The sequence below is a fragment of the Pseudomonas sp. CH235 genome, from assembly GCF_004368175.1.
Classification (GTDB): Bacteria; Pseudomonadota; Gammaproteobacteria; order Pseudomonadales; family Pseudomonadaceae; genus Aquipseudomonas; species Aquipseudomonas paraglycinae.
Genome location: NZ_RRZJ01000001.1, coordinates 90,753 through 107,610, shown reverse-complemented (window position 1 = coordinate 107,610; position 16,858 = coordinate 90,753). Strand labels below are relative to the sequence as shown.

The following is a 16,858-nucleotide window of genomic DNA, read 5'->3' as shown; positions in this document are numbered from 1 at the left end:
TTTCACGCGCGGGGCCGAAATCCTAACAGACAAGTCGTAATCGCGCTGCCGCGTTCTACGACTTGGGTCGCGTATGCCCGGTCACCGAAACGTGGTTGGATGCTGGCGGTGGTTTATTACAAGAAAAAGAATCCGGAGTGACAGCGTTATGAACAGCTTGCGCAGTGTGTCGATCAGCCGACGCTTGTGGCTCATCTTGATTGTGGCGGTGGTCATGCTCCTGACGTTGGGCGTGTTGATGCTCAAGCAGATCCACGATGACCTGTATCACGCCAAGGCCCAGAAAACCCAGCATGTGGTGCAGACCGCCAGCGGTTTGCTGACCTACTACCAAGGCCTCGAAGCGGCAGGCACCCTGACCCGCGACGTGGCGCAGAAACAGGCGCTGACCGCGATCCGCGGCCTGCGTTATGACCAGAACGACTACTTCTGGATCAACGACCTCACGCCCGTGATGGTCATGCACCCGACCAACCCAAAGCTTGAAGGCCAGAACCTCTCGGCGATACGGGATCCGGACGGTTTTGCGGTGTTCAACGAAATGGTCGCCATCGCCAAGGCCAAGGGCGCCGGCATGGTCGATTATCGCTGGCCCAAACCCGGCGCCAGTGAACCGGTGGCCAAGACCTCCTACGTGAAACTGTTCGAGCCGTGGGGCTGGGTCATCGGTTCGGGCGTGTACGTCGACGACGTGCAGGCCGAGTTTCAGGGGCAGGTGATCAAGGCGTCGGTGGTCGGGCTGGTCATCGCGGTGATCATGGCGCTGCTGGTGATCCTGATCGCGCGCAGCATCGTCCGCCCGTTGCAGGAAACCGTGAACGCCATGGCCAACATTGCCAGCGGCGAAAGCGATCTGACTCGCAGCCTCGACACCCACGGCCAGGACGAAGTCACTCAACTGGCCCATCACTTCAATGCCTTCACCGCCAAGCTGCGCCGGGTGATCGGTGACTTGCAGGTGTCCGCCAGCGCACTGGGCCAGTCATCCAGCGATCTGGGCAACGACGCGGCGCAGGCCCAGCAACGCAGCCATCAGCAGTCGCAGCAAATGGAGCTGGTGGCCACCGCCGTCAACGAAGTGACCTACGGCGTGCAGGACGTAGCGAAGAACGCCGAACACGCCGCCAGCGAAATGCGTGACGCCGAAGCCCAGGCCCAGCAGGGCCAGATCAACATCGACGGCAGCCTGCAACAGATCGACAAGCTCTCCGGCACCATCGATCAGGCCGTCGAAGTCATTCGTACGCTGGCGACCGAAAGCACGCAGATCGGCAGCGTGCTGGAGGTGATCCGCTCGATCGCCGAGCAGACCAACCTGCTGGCCCTCAACGCCGCGATTGAAGCGGCTCGCGCCGGCGAACAGGGTCGCGGTTTTGCGGTGGTGGCCGACGAAGTGCGTTTGCTGGCGCAACGCACGCAGAAGTCCACGGCGGAAATCCAGACGATGATCGAACGCCTGCAAAACCACTCCGAAGCCGCCGTGAAGGTGATCGGCGACAGCAGCAAGGCTTCGCAACTGACTATAGAACAGGCCGGCCTGGCCAGTGCGAGCCTGAATGCCATCGGCCAGGCCCTGCGCAACCTCAATGGCCTGAACGCCTCGATTGCCAGCGCAACGCTGCAACAGGCGCACGTGGTCGAAGACATCAATCAGAACGTTACCCAGGCAGCGGGCTTGTCCCACAGCACCGCGCTGGCGGCCGAGCAGTCGAGCGTGGCGAGTGTGAAACTCGGCCAGCTCAGCGAACAACTGAACGGGCTGCTGCGCCAGTTCCGCGTCTGATCCGTGCAACAGGTGGGAACTCGTTTCCCACCTGTTTTTCGGTACAATCCGCTCCCTCTTTTATTTCCCCCCAAGGATCCTGCATGTCCGGGCTTGAACTGTTTGCGGCCGCCCTCGGCGTGATCGCCGTGTGGCTCACGGTCAAACAGAACCCGTGGTGCTGGCCGATCGGGCTGGTCATGGTGTCGCTCTACACTTGGGTGTTCTTCGAGGTGAAGCTGTATTCGGACATGCTGCTTCAGGTGGTTTATGCCGGGCTGCAAATCTATGGCTGGTGGCAGTGGACGCGGGCCGGAACGATGCATGACGGGCGCGAAGTCAGCCGGCTCGACAATCGCTCGATTGTGCAGGGGCTGGTGATCGGGGCAGTGGGCAGTCTGTTGCTGGGCGCGGCCATGGCCCACTGGACTGACGCTGCGCAACCGTGGCTCGACGCGGCGCTGACCGGTTTCAGCCTGGTCGCGCAATTCTGGATGGCCCACAAGCGCCTGCAATGCTGGGCGCTGTGGTTCGTGCTGGATGTGATCTTCGTCGGGCTGTTCCTCTATAAAGGGCTGTACCTCACGGCGGCGCTGTATGCCCTGTTCACCCTGATCGCGGTGCAAGGCTGGCGCGAATGGCGTGCCGATCCGGCGTTGCAACGATGAAAGTAATCGTTCTGACCGGCCCCGAATCCACGGGCAAGAGCTGGCTGGCGGCTGGAATCCAACAGCAGTTCGGCGGTTTGCGGGTGGACGAGTATGTGCGCTGGTTCATCGAGCAGAACCAGCGGGATACTTGCCTGGCCGATATCCCCGAGATCGCGCGCGGCCAGTTGCAATGGGAAGACGCGGCACGCACGCAGCAGCCGCAATTGCTGATTCTCGATACCCATCTGTTGAGCAACATTCTGTGGAGCCAGACCCTGTTCGGCGACTGCCCGCCCTGGCTGGAAACCGAATTGCTGGCCCGTCATTACGACTTGCACCTGCTGCTCTCCCCCGAGCAGATCGAGTGGACGGACGATGGTCAGCGCTGCCAGCCCGATTTCAGTGAACGGCTCGCGTTCTATCAGGCCACCCGGACCTGGCTGGAAATCCATCACCAACCCTTGCAGATCATTCAGGGCAACTGGCTCGAACGCCAGCAGCAAGCCTTCGACGCGGTCCGCGCCCTGCTCGCGGACTGACCCGGTTTTCGGGGCGTTTGCCCCGCCGCAGCCCCCTGTTTTGGGGCCAAAGTGTCCGTTCCTGAAACACTCTTTCGGGTGCAAAGTGCCCGTCTCAGCGCCCTTCATGCCTTTGTCATCCGACTTGTTACGCGGTTGAAACACTGCCCTGCAAACCCTTGTTCCAGAGCTTTGCAATGGCTATGGGGGGCGGGGAAGGTCCTGGCCTGTTTCAGCGTTGAAACAGTTTTTGTATCAGCCCTGCGCTAATCCAACCCAAGGCACTGAAATTCAAAGATATTTCAAAAGCGGCACAGCTTTCGCTCTCACCTTCACAACGCTGACCAGGCCAGCCCACTGAAGAAGGAATTGCCACCGTGGGAAATATCAAAAAAGCCTTTACCTGCCTTCTGCTGATCGGATCAGCCGCCAGCCCGTTTCTCAGTTTCAACGTTCAGGCAGAAGGCAATGGCGTGATCGTGCTCAATCGTGACGTCCAGCCGATCCCGATCGGCCGCAGCGGCGGCAAAGACCCGTACCCCACCACCGTCAATGCCAATCCTTCGGGCCGCATCGGTCAAGCAATGACCAGCACCGAACTCAACGACGGTGAATTTGCCAGTGTAGCCAGCGGCTCCTCGATTCGCGGCAGCATCACCACCCCGACTTCGAACATCCCCGGCATGAACACTGTAACCAACCCCAATGGTTTGCCAGGCATGGGAGGTGGTCACGGCGGCGGCGCCGGCGGCTCGATCTCCAATACCGTCAACCGTGCCATGAGCTCCGGTCTTGCTCCGCTGACCCGTATGGCTGGAGGCCAATAAATGAATCGCTCTCTGCTCCTGTTCGCCCTCCTCGGCTGCACCAGCGTCATGGCCGACCCAAGCTCTGTGAACAACGCGAACATTCAAGACACCGGCATCCAGTATCGCGGCAACTACAACGTCAACCAGGCGGCAGGCGACCAGATGCAACAGACCAATACCAAAGCAATCGCCATTGGCACCAATGCCAGTGCGACCACCAGTGTCATCCAGCACATCAACACACCCGCCGAGCGCACTGGCAATGCCAGCGCCACCATTGGCGGCAACTCTTTCAGCAATGGCAACGGAATCCTGGGCGTGAATCAGGGCGCCGGGGCCAACAACCAGATGGCCAACGTTACGCGCGTCAGCATCAGTGCTGCCCCGCAGAGCGTTGACGATAGCGCCCTTTCCCAACAGAACGTGGCGTTGTTACCGAGCTCAGGAGCAACTGGCACCTCACCCGGCAGTCGCCAGGTCACGACAAGTGATCAGGCCTTCACCGGCAGCCGAGGGGTAATCCAGGTGAACCAGAGTGCCGGGGTGGGGAACCGAATGGCTAACACCCTGAGCATCCGGGTCGCTGACTGACCCAAACAACAAAAGCAGTGCAATTAGAAAGTACCAACACTTAACCAACTAATAAGCACGACGGAGAAACACCATGAAACCTACAATGGCCCTCAAACCACTGGTTTTCGCACTCGCAGCAGTGATGGCAATCGCAGCACAGGCAGGCGGTCGTGATGATAATCACGGTCATGGTAACGGGCATGGCAACCATGAACCAAAAGGCCCAACCCTGGAACAACTGCTGCAAATCGGCGCTGGCGCCGGGGCGGCAGTGCTCGACACGCAAAGCAGCTCTGGCAACCTGGTCGGCAACCAAGGCACCAAAAATGATGCCTCCGTCCGCGACTCGGCCAATGGCACCAACGGCAACGTTGGCATGAACAACACCGCCGGCGATGGCAACCAGCAAGACAATGCCGCCGCTCTGGCCACTGCCGATGAAAGTTTCATCTTCGGCTCTGCGGTGTCGGTCTCCAGCGCAACTCAAGTCAACACCAACAACGCCGTTGCGAACTACTCCACCACAAACAACGCCAACCTCAACAACGTGGGTAACGGCGGTTCCGGCAACATTGGCGTGAACAACAGTGCCGGCAACTTCAACCAACAGAAAAACAACCTGGCAATTGCTGTATCGGGTGGTCGTGTAGCTAACGCCGCTGCTGCTGCGAACCAAACCTCCACTGGCCTGACCGTAGCCAACAACGGCACTCAAACCTACAAAAAAGATACCCTCACCGGTACTTTCGCCGGGGCTGGCGCGTTCTACGCGAAGGGCACTGCAAAAATCGAAGACGACGATCACGGTCATGGCGGATATGGCAATAACGACAGAGGCCATGGTGGCGACAAAGATCAAAAAGCCAAATTCGAAGCAGTGGGCGTCTTTGGCCTGGCAGGTGTGACCACTCAACAAGTGATGACCCCTGATGGCTGGAAAAACCCTGTGACCAACAACGCTTCCATCTCCAATGTTGGTAACAACTTCTCGGGTAACGCTGGTTACAACAACGCCGCTGGTGTTGGCAACCAACAAAGCAACTCGCTGTCCATCGCCGCAGGTTGCAAAGCCTGCATGTAATCGCGATCGAAACGAAAGCCCCGGAAACGGGGCTTTTCCTCAGTCCCAAAGGCGTATCGATCATGCGTAAGACTGCCCTCCTCGCTCTGCTTTGCTTCTGCGGCCTGACCCAGGCTGCCCAGATGCCCGTTGCCGCCCTGCCTGGCGGCACACTCGTCTACAAGAACGTGCAAAGCATTCGTGAGCGCAAGTTTGCCGACATCGTCGAACAGAAAACCGACTTCAGCTGCGGCGCCGCCGCACTGGCCACGGTATTGCGCCAGGCTTATTGGCTCGACGTCGATGAGGAGCACATCATCAAAGGCATGCTGGTCAACGCTGACCAGGACCTTGTTCGTACTCAGGGTTTTTCCATGCTGGACATGAAACGCTACATAGAAAGCATCGGCATGCGCGCCAGGGGCTACAAGATTCCGCCGGAAAAACTCGACGCAGTCACGATCCCGGTGGTGGTACTGATGGAAATTCGCGGCTACAAGCATTTCGTGGTGATGCAGCGGGCGGACAAGGATTGGGTTTACATCGGAGACCCGGTTTTAGGACACAAACGCTACTCCCATGATGACTTTGTCAAAGGTTGGAACGGCATTGTCTTTGCCATCGTCGGCCCCGGATATGACAAGGCCAATGCCTTGCGCAGCCCTCCGGTACCGGTGACGGCCAAAAACAAGCTGGATGCCTTCAACCCGGTCAAAGATGCTGAATTGATGGACTTCGGGTTCATACAGAGCGACTTCTTTTAATCGCCGATTACAAGAGTGGGGCTGGATGTCCCGGGAGCAGCAGATGAAAACCTCATACTGGCTGGCCGCCGCCTGCCTGGCAGCGAGCGCGTCAGGCTATGCCAATGCAGGATTCAAACCCATCGAAATCAAGGACCAGGAGCTCGCTGAGCTACGCGGTCGCTATGTCATGCCGGGCCGGATCATCAGCTTCGGTGTCGTCATGAGCAGTACCTGGCGCAACGCCAGTGGAGATCTGATCGGGGCCTCGGCCACGATGCAATTGCAGGCAGCTTCGGTAAAACCCGAATTCTACGTCTCGACCATCAAGGAACACGGCAATGGCAGTACCCCGGAACTGGGGACTGGCTCGGTCGTGGGTGGCGCGGGACTCAACTCCAGCCAGGGCGTGACGCAGAGTGTGCGCGCCGCTGGCGACGGCAACGCCGCCTACAACAACGTTGCGATCAACGTCAAAGAAGCCAGTCAGGCACCTGCACTGATGCCTGCCCAGGGCCAGGCCTTGATGGCCGGCCAGACCATTTCCGGCAGCAACGGCGCTGGCAGCGTCGCGGTTTCAGCCACAAATGGCGGAGTGCAAATGGCCATTCAGGCCTCCGGCAATCAGGGTACAGCCTTGCAACAGGTCGCCCAGGGCGGACTGCTGCAAAACACCCGTTTGCTGGGTAACGCGAACGTAGTCAACAACCTGACACAACTCAACGTTGTCCTTAACAATAACGGCATGAGTGCCGGCGCACTGGACTGCAACCTGACTCAACTCAGGGCACTACGCAACATCGGATATTGAACTACGCTGAGTCTCGATCATTGGGCTTAAAGGGACGGCTTATTCATGTATCGATCAGTATCACTGCGTGCCGCTGTATGTTTGAGTACTCTTCTACCCGCGGCGATGTTGCAAGCGGCACCCGACGCAGATGTAGAAGCCCTGAAACAGGAACTTCTGGAGCTGAAACAACGATACGAAGTACAACAAAAAGCCCTGGCGGTACTCGAACAACGGGTCCGCCAGGTCGAAGAACAACCCGCCTCCCCACCTCCTAAACGCCTGGCCAAATCGCCTTCGGACATGAAAGGCAACCGGGTGGCCGCAGGGACCGGGGCTGCAGCAGCGTCGGGGGGCGCCGCCGGGGGCAGTGGCGCGTCCTATGGCCAGTCGCTGGCCGACGATTCGCAACCGGCACAGAGTGTGTCCAACCTGTACGACGAAGCCAGCGGCTTTTTTGGCGGCGGCAAGTTCAGCTTTGAAACCGGCGTGACCTATTCACGCTACGACACCCGCCAGCTGATTCTCAACGGTTTCCTCGCCCTGGACTCGATTTTCCTCGGCAACATCAACCTCGACCGGATCAAGGCCGACACCTGGACCCTCGACCTGACGGGACGCTACAACTTTGACAACCGCTGGCAGTTCGACCTGAACGTGCCGGTGGTCTACCGTGAATCGACCTATCAGTCCGGCGGCGGCAACGGAGGGGCCTCAAACGTCACCACCGAACAGGACGTAAGCCGCGATCCGACTATCGGCGACGTCAACTTCGGCATTGCGTACAAGTTCCTGGACGAGTCGGTCAATACCCCGGACGCCGTGGTTTCCTTGCGGGTCAAGGCGCCTACGGGCAAGGACCCGTTCGGGATCAAGCTGCGCCAGACCGATGCCAACTCGAACCTGTTCGTGCCTGACACCCTGCCCACCGGCAACGGCGTCTGGTCGATCACCCCGGGCATCTCGCTGGTCAAGACGTTTGACCCGGCCGTGCTGTTTGGCAGCCTGTCCTACACCCATAACTTCGAGGAATCGTTCGACGACATCAGCTCGACCGTCAACCAGAAAAACCCGGGCAAGGTACGCATCGGCGACAGCTTCCAGATTGGCGCGGGTGTTGCCTTCGCTCTGAACGAGAAGATGAGTATGTCGTTCTCCGTCTCTGACCTGGTGCAACGCAAGAGCAAGCTGAAACAGGATGGCGGGGATTGGGAATCGGTGGTGTCCAGCGACGCCAACGCCGGTTACTTCAACGTCGGCATGACCATTGCGGCCACCGACAACCTGACCATCGTGCCCAACCTGTCCATCGGCATGACGGACGATGCCCCGGACTTCTCCTTCAGCCTGAAATTCCCGTACTACTTTTAAACAGCAACATCATGAAAAGGCCCGCTGCGACTTGCATCGCAGCGGGCCTTTTCAGCTTCCTGTCTTCAGGAAGCACCGCGCCCTAGCGGATCTGGTGCTTGTGCAGCAAACGGTAGAAGGTCGGCCGGGAAACCCCCAGCACTTTGGCCGCCACACTGAGATTGTCACTGTGCCGGTTCAATACGTCGCACAACGCCTGGCGTTCGGCGCGGGTCTTGTAGTCTTCAAGCGTGCCCATCGGTGCAGCGATCGACTGTTGGCTGATCAGCCCCAGGTCTCGGGCCTCGATCTGCCGTCCTTCGGCCAGTACCAGACCGCGGCGTACGCGGTTGGCCAGCTCGCGGACATTGCCCGGCCAGTCGTGCTTGCCCATGGCAATCAGCGCATCTTCACTGAAGCTGCGCGGACGACGGCCGGTTTCGTGACTGTAGAAATGGGAAAAATGGTTGGCCAGCATCGACAGGTCGCCGTGGCGTTCGCGTAACGGCGCGGTGACTACTTGCAGCACATTGAGCCGGTAGTACAAGTCTTCACGAAAGCGTTTCTTCTCGATGGCAGCTTCGAGATCGACGTGAGTCGCCGCCAGCACCCGCACATCCACCGGTATCGGCTGACTGCCGCCCACCCGTTCAATGTGTTTTTCCTGCAGAAAGCGCAACAGATTGGCTTGCAGTTCCAGCGGCAGATCGCCGATTTCATCGAGAAACAAGGTGCCGCCATTGGCTGCTTCAATACGCCCGACCTTGCGTTGATGCGCACCGGTGAACGCGCCTTTCTCGTGGCCGAACAGCTCGGACTGGATCAAGTGTTCGGGAATCGCTCCGCAGTTGATCGCCACAAACGGTTTGCTGTGGCGTTGCGACTGTCGGTGCAGGGTGCGGGCGACCAATTCTTTACCCGTCCCGCTTTCGCCACGAATAAGCACTGGTGACTCGGTGGGCGCCAGTTTGCTCAGCAACTTGCGTAGCTCACGGATCGGTTTGCTGTCGCCGAGCAGCTCATGTTCCGGCTGATCCACGTGAATCGTGCCCTGACCGCGCAGGCGCGCCATGCCGAACGCGCGGCCAAGGGTGACCTGCACCCGTGACACGTCGAACGGCAAGGTATGGAAATCGAAAAACCATTCGCAGACGAAATCGCCGACGTTCTGCAAGCGCAGCACTTCCTGATTCAGCACGGCGATCCATTCGGTGCCGCTGCGGCTGATCAGCTCTTTGACGGCTTCGGGGCGTTCCAGGTGAAAAGGCTGTAACCGCAACAGGCCGACATCGCAGCTTCGATCGGCGGCATTTTCCAGGCTACAACTGTCGACGTCCCAACCCACGGCACGTAAACCAGGGAGCAATCGGTGACAGTCGTCGCACGGGTCGACGACCAATAAACGTCTTAATGCAGGCGCTTCGCTCATGACTGTTCCTTGGCGCCAAATTTTAGGAAATAATCGTAAAAACAGTCATTTGGCAAACCTGACTGTTACATTAGCAAGAATTTGACGGCGTCTTGTATCGATTGCTTATAGATGTACAAGTGAAGCAGTTATAAGAAGCCGGTTTATTAGTTAGCTATCGACTTGATTCTTTCGCCAGGCTTTCAAAACCTGTCTGAATATTGAGTGTATGAAAGAAAGTCGAAATTTCTTCAGATTCTGTGTGACCCGCCAGCGGGTTGCGTGCATCAGTACAAGTAACTCGCCGAACGGTAAGCCCAACCGACGGCACATCACTTGATTGGGCACTAATAGAGAGAAGACCCCATGACCGCCCCGCTCCGTATCAACGAAGCTCTTTTGATTGCCAACCGCGCATTTAAACCTTTTCAATGCGTCGCCTGGGCACCACAAGACGGCAATGGCGAACTGAGCCTGACCGTCATCGACCGCACCAACTCTCACATCGGTCGTACTCAGATTCCAAGCAGCGCCTACTCCGATCCGGCGCAACTTGAACACCTGCTGCAACAAGCCCGCGCCGAACTGAGCGAAGAAGGTTACGCGCTGCAATCGTGGTCGATGCCACACTGATATTTGCGGGCAATGCGGATGACGATCAAGTCATCCGCCCTCTTCTGTAAGTTGCGAATCTTTTTCCAACTTCAGTCTCTTTGTACAACTTTCCTCAATACTTTCGCGCCTGAATGCTTGGCAGGCTTGCGACTGGTTCAAAAAGACACTGTTCTGGCACAGTGCGACCCTCCACCTGTTAGTTCTGTCAGTTGTACTTGCGCGTATTCAGGGATTGAATGTTCCGCTCATGCAGTTACCCGTTCCGCCTCCCGGAAATCGGTCGACTCGCAAGGAGAAGCATGCATGTCATCCCAGATCGCCATAGCGCTGCCGACGCTTGCGAATAACGCCGGACAACTCGACAAGGCCTTTTCCAGCAACGGTGTGGCGCAGGTCTACTTCTCCGGCAGTACGTCCAGCCTGACTCAGAGCGTGGCGCTCGATGGGCAAGGTCGGATTCTGGTCGCCGCCAAGGTGGGCACCGCTCAAGGCAGCCGTTTCGGTCTGGCCCGCCTGCTCGAAGACGGCTCGGCGGATCTGGAGTTCGGTTTTCAAGGCAGCGTGATCGGCCGGTTCGCTGCCGGTTTCGAAGCCACCGGCAGCAAGGTGCAGGTCTTGCCAGACGGGCGGATTCTGCTGGCGGGTCTGCACTACGAATCGGAACATCGCTCCCTGCCCGCCTTGGCTCTGTTCGATGCCCAGGGCCGCCCTGACCCGGATTTTGGTGACAACGGCCGGAAAATTGTCCGCCTACCCGGCGACCTGTCCATGGGCACCCGAGATGCCTGGCTCCCGCCGGGCGTTCCGGGCGCCGAAGCCTGTGATTTCGCGGTGCAGCCCAACGGGCATATCCTGCTGATCGCCAACCATCACTTCGAACTGGCCGATCACGTCGGCATACTGATTCGCCTCAAACCCGACGGCCGCCTGGATCCCTCCTTCAACGGTCGCGGATTCGTCATGGTTCGCCACTTGCTGCTCAATACCTGGCTCGGCGGCCTGCTGTTGCAAGAAGACGGAAGAATCGTGGTGGCCGGCTCCATCGATTTCCCACAGGAAGGCCTGCTCGCCCGCTATCTGCCGGACGGGCAACTCGACGAACGCTTCGCAGTAGACGGTTTTCTGGCCTTCAAAGTCCACGGGCGCAGTGCGCTGGTCAATCAGGTCATCGAATCGGCAGAGCATCTGCATTGTTTTGGCAGCAGTCGCGATCCGATCCGATGCATGGCGCAGTCTGTTCACGGCAACGGTCGCCCCGACCTGCACTGCAACGGTGGTCAGCCACACCTGCTGGAAGTCGGCCCAAGCGGATGTCAGTGGAGCGCGGCACAAGTGATGCCGGACGAGCGCATCATCGCGGTCGGCGCGACGATCGGCGGGGTTGAAGCTGACTTTATCGTCGCCCGCTATCTGGCCAACGGCAGCCTTGATCGAAGCTTCGGTTCCGGTAATGGCTGGTTGCGTACGCGGCTGGGGCGCAGCCTCGATACCGCCACTTCAGTGGCGATTCAAACGAATGGCGAAATTCTGGTGGGCGGTTATACGCTGGATGGCAACCACCGTGCAGTGGTCGCACGTTATCTGAATCACTGATGCGAACCTTCCCACACTTGATCTTGCCCATCGCTTACGGCAACTTGCGCGCTTCTTAATACAAGGAGCAACCAATGTCCGGTTCGATGGCCCAAGCGTTCGCGCACAACTTTCTCGGGCATTCACCCCGCTGGTACAAGGCGTGCATCGTCGGGTTTCTGCTACTCAATGCGCTTGTGCTGTGGGCCGCAGGTCCCGTCGCCGCCGGATGGTTGCTGGTGATCGAGTTCATTTTCACCCTGGCCATGGCGCTCAAGTGCTACCCGCTGATGCCTGGCGGCTTGCTGCTGATCGAAGCACTGCTGCTGAAAATGACCACGCCGCAGGCGCTGTACGAAGAGCTGCAGCACAATTTCCCGGTGATTCTGCTGCTGATGTTCATGGTCGCCGGCATCTACTTCATGAAAGACCTGCTGCTGTTCCTGTTCTCGCGTCTGTTGCTGGGCGTGCGTTCGAAGGCGCTGCTGGCCCTGATGTTCTGCTTTTTGTCGGCGTTTCTGTCGGCATTTCTCGATGCGCTGACCGTGACCGCAGTGATCATCAGCGCCGCCGTGGGCTTCTATTCGGTTTATCACCGGGTGGCCTCCGGCAACGATCCGCGCCAGGACAGCGAATTCAGCGATGACCAGCATCTGCCCCAGCTGCATCATGAGGATCTGGAACAGTTTCGCGCCTTCCTGCGCAGCCTGTTGATGCACGGCGCCGTCGGTACTGCATTGGGCGGGGTCTGCACCCTGGTTGGCGAACCGCAGAACCTGCTGATCGGCCATGAGATGGGTTGGCACTTCGCCGAATTCTTCCAAAAAGTCGCGCCGGTGTCGCTACCAGTGCTGGTCGCGGGACTGGTGACCTGCCTGCTGCTGGAGAAACTGCGCTGGTTCGGCTACGGCACGCTGCTGCCGGACAACGTACGCGTCGTGCTGGCTAACTACGCCGCTGAAGACAACGCAGAGCGCACCCCGCGCCAACGCGCCGCCCTGCTGGTGCAAGGCTGCGCTGCGCTGATCCTGATTGCCGGGCTGGCGTTCCATATCGCTGAAGTCGGCTTGATCGGCCTGATGGTGATCGTGCTGATCACGGCTTTCACCGGCATCACCGACGAGCACCGACTGGGCAGCGCCTTCAAGGACGCCATGCCGTTCACCGCGCTCTTGGTGGTGTTCTTCGCCGTGGTGGCGGTGATTCACGACCAGCAACTGTTTGCGCCGCTGATCCAGTGGGTGCTGGCACTTCCGGCCGATCAGCAGCCGGGGATGCTGTTCATCGCCAACGGTCTGCTGTCGGCGATCAGTGACAACGTGTTCGTTGCAACAATCTACATCACTGAAGTGAAACAGGCGTTCCTGTCCGGCCACATGAGCCGCGAACACTTCGAGACGCTGGCGATTGCGATCAACACCGGCACCAACCTGCCGAGCGTGGCGACGCCCAATGGTCAGGCAGCATTTCTGTTTCTGCTGACGTCGGCGATTGCACCGCTGGTGCGCTTGTCCTACGGGCGGATGGTGTGGATGGCGTTGCCCTACACCGTGGTGATGGGATTGCTCGGCTGGTACGCCGTGAGTTACTGGCTGTAGAAACAACAACGGGAGCCCTGGGGCTCCCGTTTTTTTATGCTTCGATCAGCGCGGCAAGAGGTACTTTTCGATGGCCTGCGCTACGCCATCCTCTGTGTTCGACCCCGTCACCACGTCGGCCTGACGCTTCACCGCGTCCTCGGCCTGCCCCATGGCAATCGACAACCCGGCAACATGGAACATCGCCGGATCATTGCCGCCATCGCCAATTGCAGCGGTCTGCGCCAGCGGCACGCCCAAATGCGCGGCCAAGGTTGCCAGCGCAGCGCCCTTGTTGGCGTCCAGCGCCGTCACGTCAAGGTACACCGGTTGCGAGCGCGACACCTGTGCCAACCCTTCGACCTTCGGCAGCAACTGCGCCTCCAGTTCGATCAGCAGTTCAGTGTTGTTGCTGGTCGCCACAATCTTGTCGATACGTTCCAGATACGGCTCGAAGCTCTCCACCACCACCGGCGGATAACCGAGCCCGTGCTGCTCGCGCGGCACCATCGGCCCGTGCGGATCCTTGAGCAGCCAGTCGCCACCGCTGAACACCCAGATTTCGACATCCGGCTGATCGGCGAACAACGCCAGTGCAGTCAACGCTGCTGTGGCCGGCAGGTAATGCGCAACCAGAATGCTGCCATCCGGATTGACGATCGTGCCGCCATTGAACGCCGCGGTCGGCAGGTCGACGCCCAGCGCTTCGATCTGCTGCAGCATGGCTTTGGGCGGACGCCCGGTGGCCAGGCTGAACAGCACGCCCGCCTCGCGCAGCGCACGAACGGCATCGATGGTGCGCTGGCTCAGACTGTGATCGGGCAGCAACAGCGTGCCGTCCATGTCACTCAACAGAAAACGGATCGGCTCGCTCATCCGAGACCATGCCAGACGCGACCATCGCGAGTCAGCAGGTCATCGGCGGCTTTCGGCCCGTCTTCACCGGCGGCATAACTCTGTACGCTCGCGTCTTGCTGCCAGGCGTCGAGGAACGGCTGCACCGCGCGCCAGCCGTTCTCGATGTTGTCAGCGCGCTGGAACAGCGTCTGGTCACCGGTCAGGCAGTCGTAGATCAGGGTTTCGTAGCCGGTGGACGGCTGCATTTCGAAGAAGTCCTTGTAGGCGAAACCCAGCTCGATATTGGCCATGTTCAGCGCCGGCCCCGGCCGCTTGGCCAGCAGGTCGAACCACATGCCTTCGTTGGGCTGGATCTGGATACGCAGGTAGGTCGGCTGCAATTCGTCGACCTCGGTATCGCGGAACTGCGCATACGGCGCCGGTTTGAAGCAGATGACGATCTCGGTGTCGCGCACGCTCATGCGTTTGCCGGTGCGCAGGTAGAACGGCACGCCGACCCAGCGCCAGTTGTCGATCATCACTTTGAGCGCCACGTAGGTTTCCGTGGTGCTGTCGGGCGAGACGTTGTTCTCGTCGCGGTAACCGGATACCGGTTTGCCAGCGACTTCACCGGCGCTGTATTGACCGCGCACCGAGTTTTCCCGTGCTTCCTCGGTGGTCCAAGGGCGGATCGCACCGACGACCTTGGCCTTCTCGCCGCGCACCGCATCGGCGCCGAACGCCGCCGGCGGTTCCATGGCGACCATGGCCAGCAACTGGAACAGGTGATTGGGCACCATGTCCCGCAGGGCGCCGGTGTGTTCGTAAAAACTGCCACGGGTTTCGACGCCGACGGTTTCGGCGGCGGTGATCTGCACGTGGTCGATGTAATGGTTGTTCCAGAACGCTTCGAACAGGCTGTTGGAGAACCGGCTGACCAGAATGTTCTGCACGGTTTCCTTGCCCAGATAGTGATCGATCCGGTAGATCTGCTTTTCCGACATGACCTTGAGCAGGCAGGCGTTCAACGCCTCGGCGGTTTGCAGGTCGGAGCCGAACGGTTTTTCGATCACCACCCTTCTGAAGGCTTCCGGGGTTTCTTCGAGCAATCCGGCGCTGCCGAGACGGCGCACCACTTCGCTGAAGAAACGTGGCGCGGTGGCCAGGTAGAACACCGCATTGCCAGTACCGCTGTCGGCGATTTTCGCCGCCAGGGCTGAATAGGTGCTGTCGTCCAGGAAATCGCCCTGGACGTAGCTGATGCCTTTGGCGAGCTTGGCCCACAAGGCCGGATCAAGCATCTGATCGCCCTTGCCGACCTTCGCTGCCACTTCGGTGCGGATGAAGTCTTCGAGCTTTTGCGCGAAGGCTTCATCGGTGATGGCGTTGTGATCAACGCCGACGATCCGCAGACCCTCATCCAGCAGGCCGTCGCGACTCAGGTTGTACAGCGCCGGCATCAGCAGGCGCTTGACCAGATCACCGTGGGCGCCGAACAAAAACAGCGTGGTCGGTGGCGCGGGTTCTGCCTTGGATTTCCTGCGGATCGTATGGGTCATTTCTTCGGTGTCTCCACATGGCCGCCGAAGCCGAAGCGCTGGGCCGAAAGAATCTTGTCGCCGAAAGTGCCCTGGCCGCGCGAGCGGTAGCGCGAGAACAGCGAGTTGGACAGCACCGGTACCGGCACCTTTTGTTCCATGGCCGCTTCGATGGTCCATTGACCTTCGCCGCTGTCGGCTACGGAGCCGGAGAAACCGTCGAGTTTCGGGTCGACCGCCAGGGCGTCGGCGGTCAGGTCGAGCAGCCAGGACGACACCACGCTGCCACGACGCCAGACTTCGGCAATGTCAGCCACGTTCAGGTCGAAACGCTGGTCTTGCGGCAGAAGCTCGCTGGACTTGGTCTTGAGGATGTCGAAGCCTTCGGCGAACGCCGCCATCATCCCGTACTCGATCCCGTTGTGGATCATCTTGACGAAGTGACCGGCACCGGCGGGACCTGCGTGGATGTAGCCGTGCTCGGCACGGTGGTCATCGGACTTGCGGTCCTTGGTGCGCGGGATGTCACCCATGCCCGGCGCCAGCGCGGCGAACAGCGGGTCAAGACGCTTAACGGTCTCGGCATCGCCACCGATCATCATGCAGTAGCCGCGCTCCAGGCCCCAGACGCCGCCGGAGGTGCCGACGTCGATGTAGTGCAGGCCTTTCTCGGCCAGGGTCTTGGCGCGGCGGATGTCATCCTTGTAGTTGGTGTTGCCGCCATCGATGATGGTGTCGCCCGCCTCGAGCAGATTGCTCAGGGCTTCGATGGTGTCTTCAGTCGGTGCGCCGGCCGGCAGCATGACCCACACCGCACGCGGCTTGGCCAGGCCTGCGACCAGTGCAGGCAGATCGGCGACGCCGGTAGAGCCCTCGGCGGCCAGGGTGTCGACAAAGGCGGTATTGCGGTCGTAAACAACGGTGGTGTGACCGTTGAGCATCAGACGTCGCGCAATATTGCCGCCCATGCGGCCCAGTCCAATAATCCCGAGTTGCATGTGCTGATGCTCCTTACTACAAATAAAAGTGTGTCAAAGGTATAGCCCAACGCGACTA

At 59.7% G+C, this 16,858-nt stretch carries 16 protein-coding genes; 12 read left to right on the top strand and 4 right to left on the bottom strand.

The genetic code is table 11. The features are described from left to right. The first annotated feature begins 148 nt into the window (after positions 1 to 148). The 9 genes from EIY71_RS00440 (at position 149) to EIY71_RS00400 (ending at position 8,276) form a co-directional block, all read left to right on the top strand. Positions 149 to 1,783 carry a methyl-accepting chemotaxis protein gene (locus EIY71_RS00440; RefSeq protein ID WP_129972764.1) on the top strand — a complete coding sequence of 545 codons (1,635 nt, stop codon included), beginning with the start codon at positions 149 to 151 and terminating at the stop codon, positions 1,781 to 1,783. Between the two features lie 83 nt (positions 1,784 to 1,866). Continuing rightward, positions 1,867 to 2,430 (top strand): nicotinamide riboside transporter PnuC, encoded by a 564-nt coding sequence (gene pnuC, locus EIY71_RS00435; protein WP_085745777.1) that lies wholly within the window; start codon positions 1,867 to 1,869, stop codon positions 2,428 to 2,430. After that, on the top strand, positions 2,427 to 2,951 hold the full coding sequence (locus EIY71_RS00430) for an AAA family ATPase (protein ID WP_085745778.1): 525 nt from the start codon (positions 2,427 to 2,429) through the stop codon (positions 2,949 to 2,951). Before pnuC ends, EIY71_RS00430 begins: the two co-directional genes overlap by 4 nt. Positions 2,952 to 3,307: 356 nt before the next feature. Continuing rightward, on the top strand, positions 3,308 to 3,757 hold the full coding sequence (locus EIY71_RS00425) for a hypothetical protein (protein WP_085745779.1): 450 nt from the start codon (positions 3,308 to 3,310) through the stop codon (positions 3,755 to 3,757). After that, the gene (locus tag EIY71_RS00420; protein WP_134019824.1) at positions 3,758 to 4,330 is read left to right on the top strand and encodes an adhesin; all 573 of its coding nucleotides are present in this window, start codon (positions 3,758 to 3,760) and stop codon (positions 4,328 to 4,330) included. A 73-nt stretch (positions 4,331 to 4,403) separates the two neighbouring features. Beyond that, the gene (locus tag EIY71_RS00415; protein WP_102718818.1) at positions 4,404 to 5,393 is read left to right on the top strand and encodes a heme utilization protein; all 990 of its coding nucleotides are present in this window, start codon (positions 4,404 to 4,406) and stop codon (positions 5,391 to 5,393) included. Between the two features lie 62 nt (positions 5,394 to 5,455). Continuing rightward, positions 5,456 to 6,136, top strand: coding sequence for a C39 family peptidase (locus EIY71_RS00410; RefSeq protein WP_007957477.1), 681 nt, complete (start codon positions 5,456 to 5,458; stop codon positions 6,134 to 6,136). Positions 6,137 to 6,179: 43 nt separating this feature from the next. Beyond that, the gene (locus EIY71_RS00405; RefSeq protein WP_085745781.1) at positions 6,180 to 6,926 is read left to right on the top strand and encodes a hypothetical protein; all 747 of its coding nucleotides are present in this window, start codon (positions 6,180 to 6,182) and stop codon (positions 6,924 to 6,926) included. 45 nt (positions 6,927 to 6,971) lie between these two features. Continuing rightward, positions 6,972 to 8,276 (top strand): transporter, encoded by a 1,305-nt coding sequence (locus EIY71_RS00400; protein WP_085745782.1) that lies wholly within the window; start codon positions 6,972 to 6,974, stop codon positions 8,274 to 8,276. Between the two features lie 82 nt (positions 8,277 to 8,358). Here EIY71_RS00400 and EIY71_RS00395 read toward each other — a convergent pair whose 3' ends face one another. Further along, positions 8,359 to 9,684: a sigma-54 dependent transcriptional regulator gene (locus EIY71_RS00395; RefSeq protein ID WP_007957480.1), complete on the bottom strand. Its 1,326-nt coding sequence runs from the start codon at positions 9,682 to 9,684 to the stop codon at positions 8,359 to 8,361. A gap of 345 nt (positions 9,685 to 10,029) precedes the next feature. On the opposite strand from EIY71_RS00395, the gene EIY71_RS00390 reads away from it, so the two are divergent. The 3 genes from EIY71_RS00390 to nhaB all read left to right on the top strand — a co-directional run bounded on the left by EIY71_RS00390 (position 10,030) and on the right by nhaB (position 13,448). After that, positions 10,030 to 10,296: a hypothetical protein gene (locus EIY71_RS00390; protein ID WP_085683766.1), complete on the top strand. Its 267-nt coding sequence runs from the start codon at positions 10,030 to 10,032 to the stop codon at positions 10,294 to 10,296. A gap of 285 nt (positions 10,297 to 10,581) precedes the next feature. Continuing rightward, positions 10,582 to 11,871, top strand: coding sequence for a hypothetical protein (locus EIY71_RS00385; RefSeq protein ID WP_129972768.1), 1,290 nt, complete (start codon positions 10,582 to 10,584; stop codon positions 11,869 to 11,871). Between the two features lie 74 nt (positions 11,872 to 11,945). Further along, on the top strand, positions 11,946 to 13,448 hold the full coding sequence (gene nhaB / locus EIY71_RS00380; RefSeq protein WP_102686237.1) for a sodium/proton antiporter NhaB: 1,503 nt from the start codon (positions 11,946 to 11,948) through the stop codon (positions 13,446 to 13,448). A gap of 45 nt (positions 13,449 to 13,493) precedes the next feature. On the opposite strand, the gene EIY71_RS00375 is transcribed toward nhaB, so the two are convergent. From EIY71_RS00375 to gnd, 3 genes are read right to left on the bottom strand one after another with little or no spacing between them, the layout of a single operon-like run. Beyond that, a complete protein-coding gene (locus tag EIY71_RS00375; protein ID WP_085745786.1) occupies positions 13,494 to 14,303 on the bottom strand; it encodes a Cof-type HAD-IIB family hydrolase in 810 nt (269 codons plus the stop codon). Next, positions 14,300 to 15,823, bottom strand: a complete 1,524-nt coding sequence (zwf, locus tag EIY71_RS00370) for a glucose-6-phosphate dehydrogenase (protein ID WP_102686239.1) — start codon at positions 15,821 to 15,823, stop codon at positions 14,300 to 14,302. The genes EIY71_RS00375 and zwf overlap by 4 nt, the downstream gene beginning before the upstream one ends. Beyond that, the gene (gnd, locus tag EIY71_RS00365) at positions 15,820 to 16,800 is read right to left on the bottom strand and encodes a phosphogluconate dehydrogenase (NAD(+)-dependent, decarboxylating) (protein ID WP_085745788.1); all 981 of its coding nucleotides are present in this window, start codon (positions 16,798 to 16,800) and stop codon (positions 15,820 to 15,822) included. Before gnd ends, zwf begins: the two co-directional genes overlap by 4 nt. Between the last annotated feature and the right edge of the window lie 58 nt (positions 16,801 to 16,858).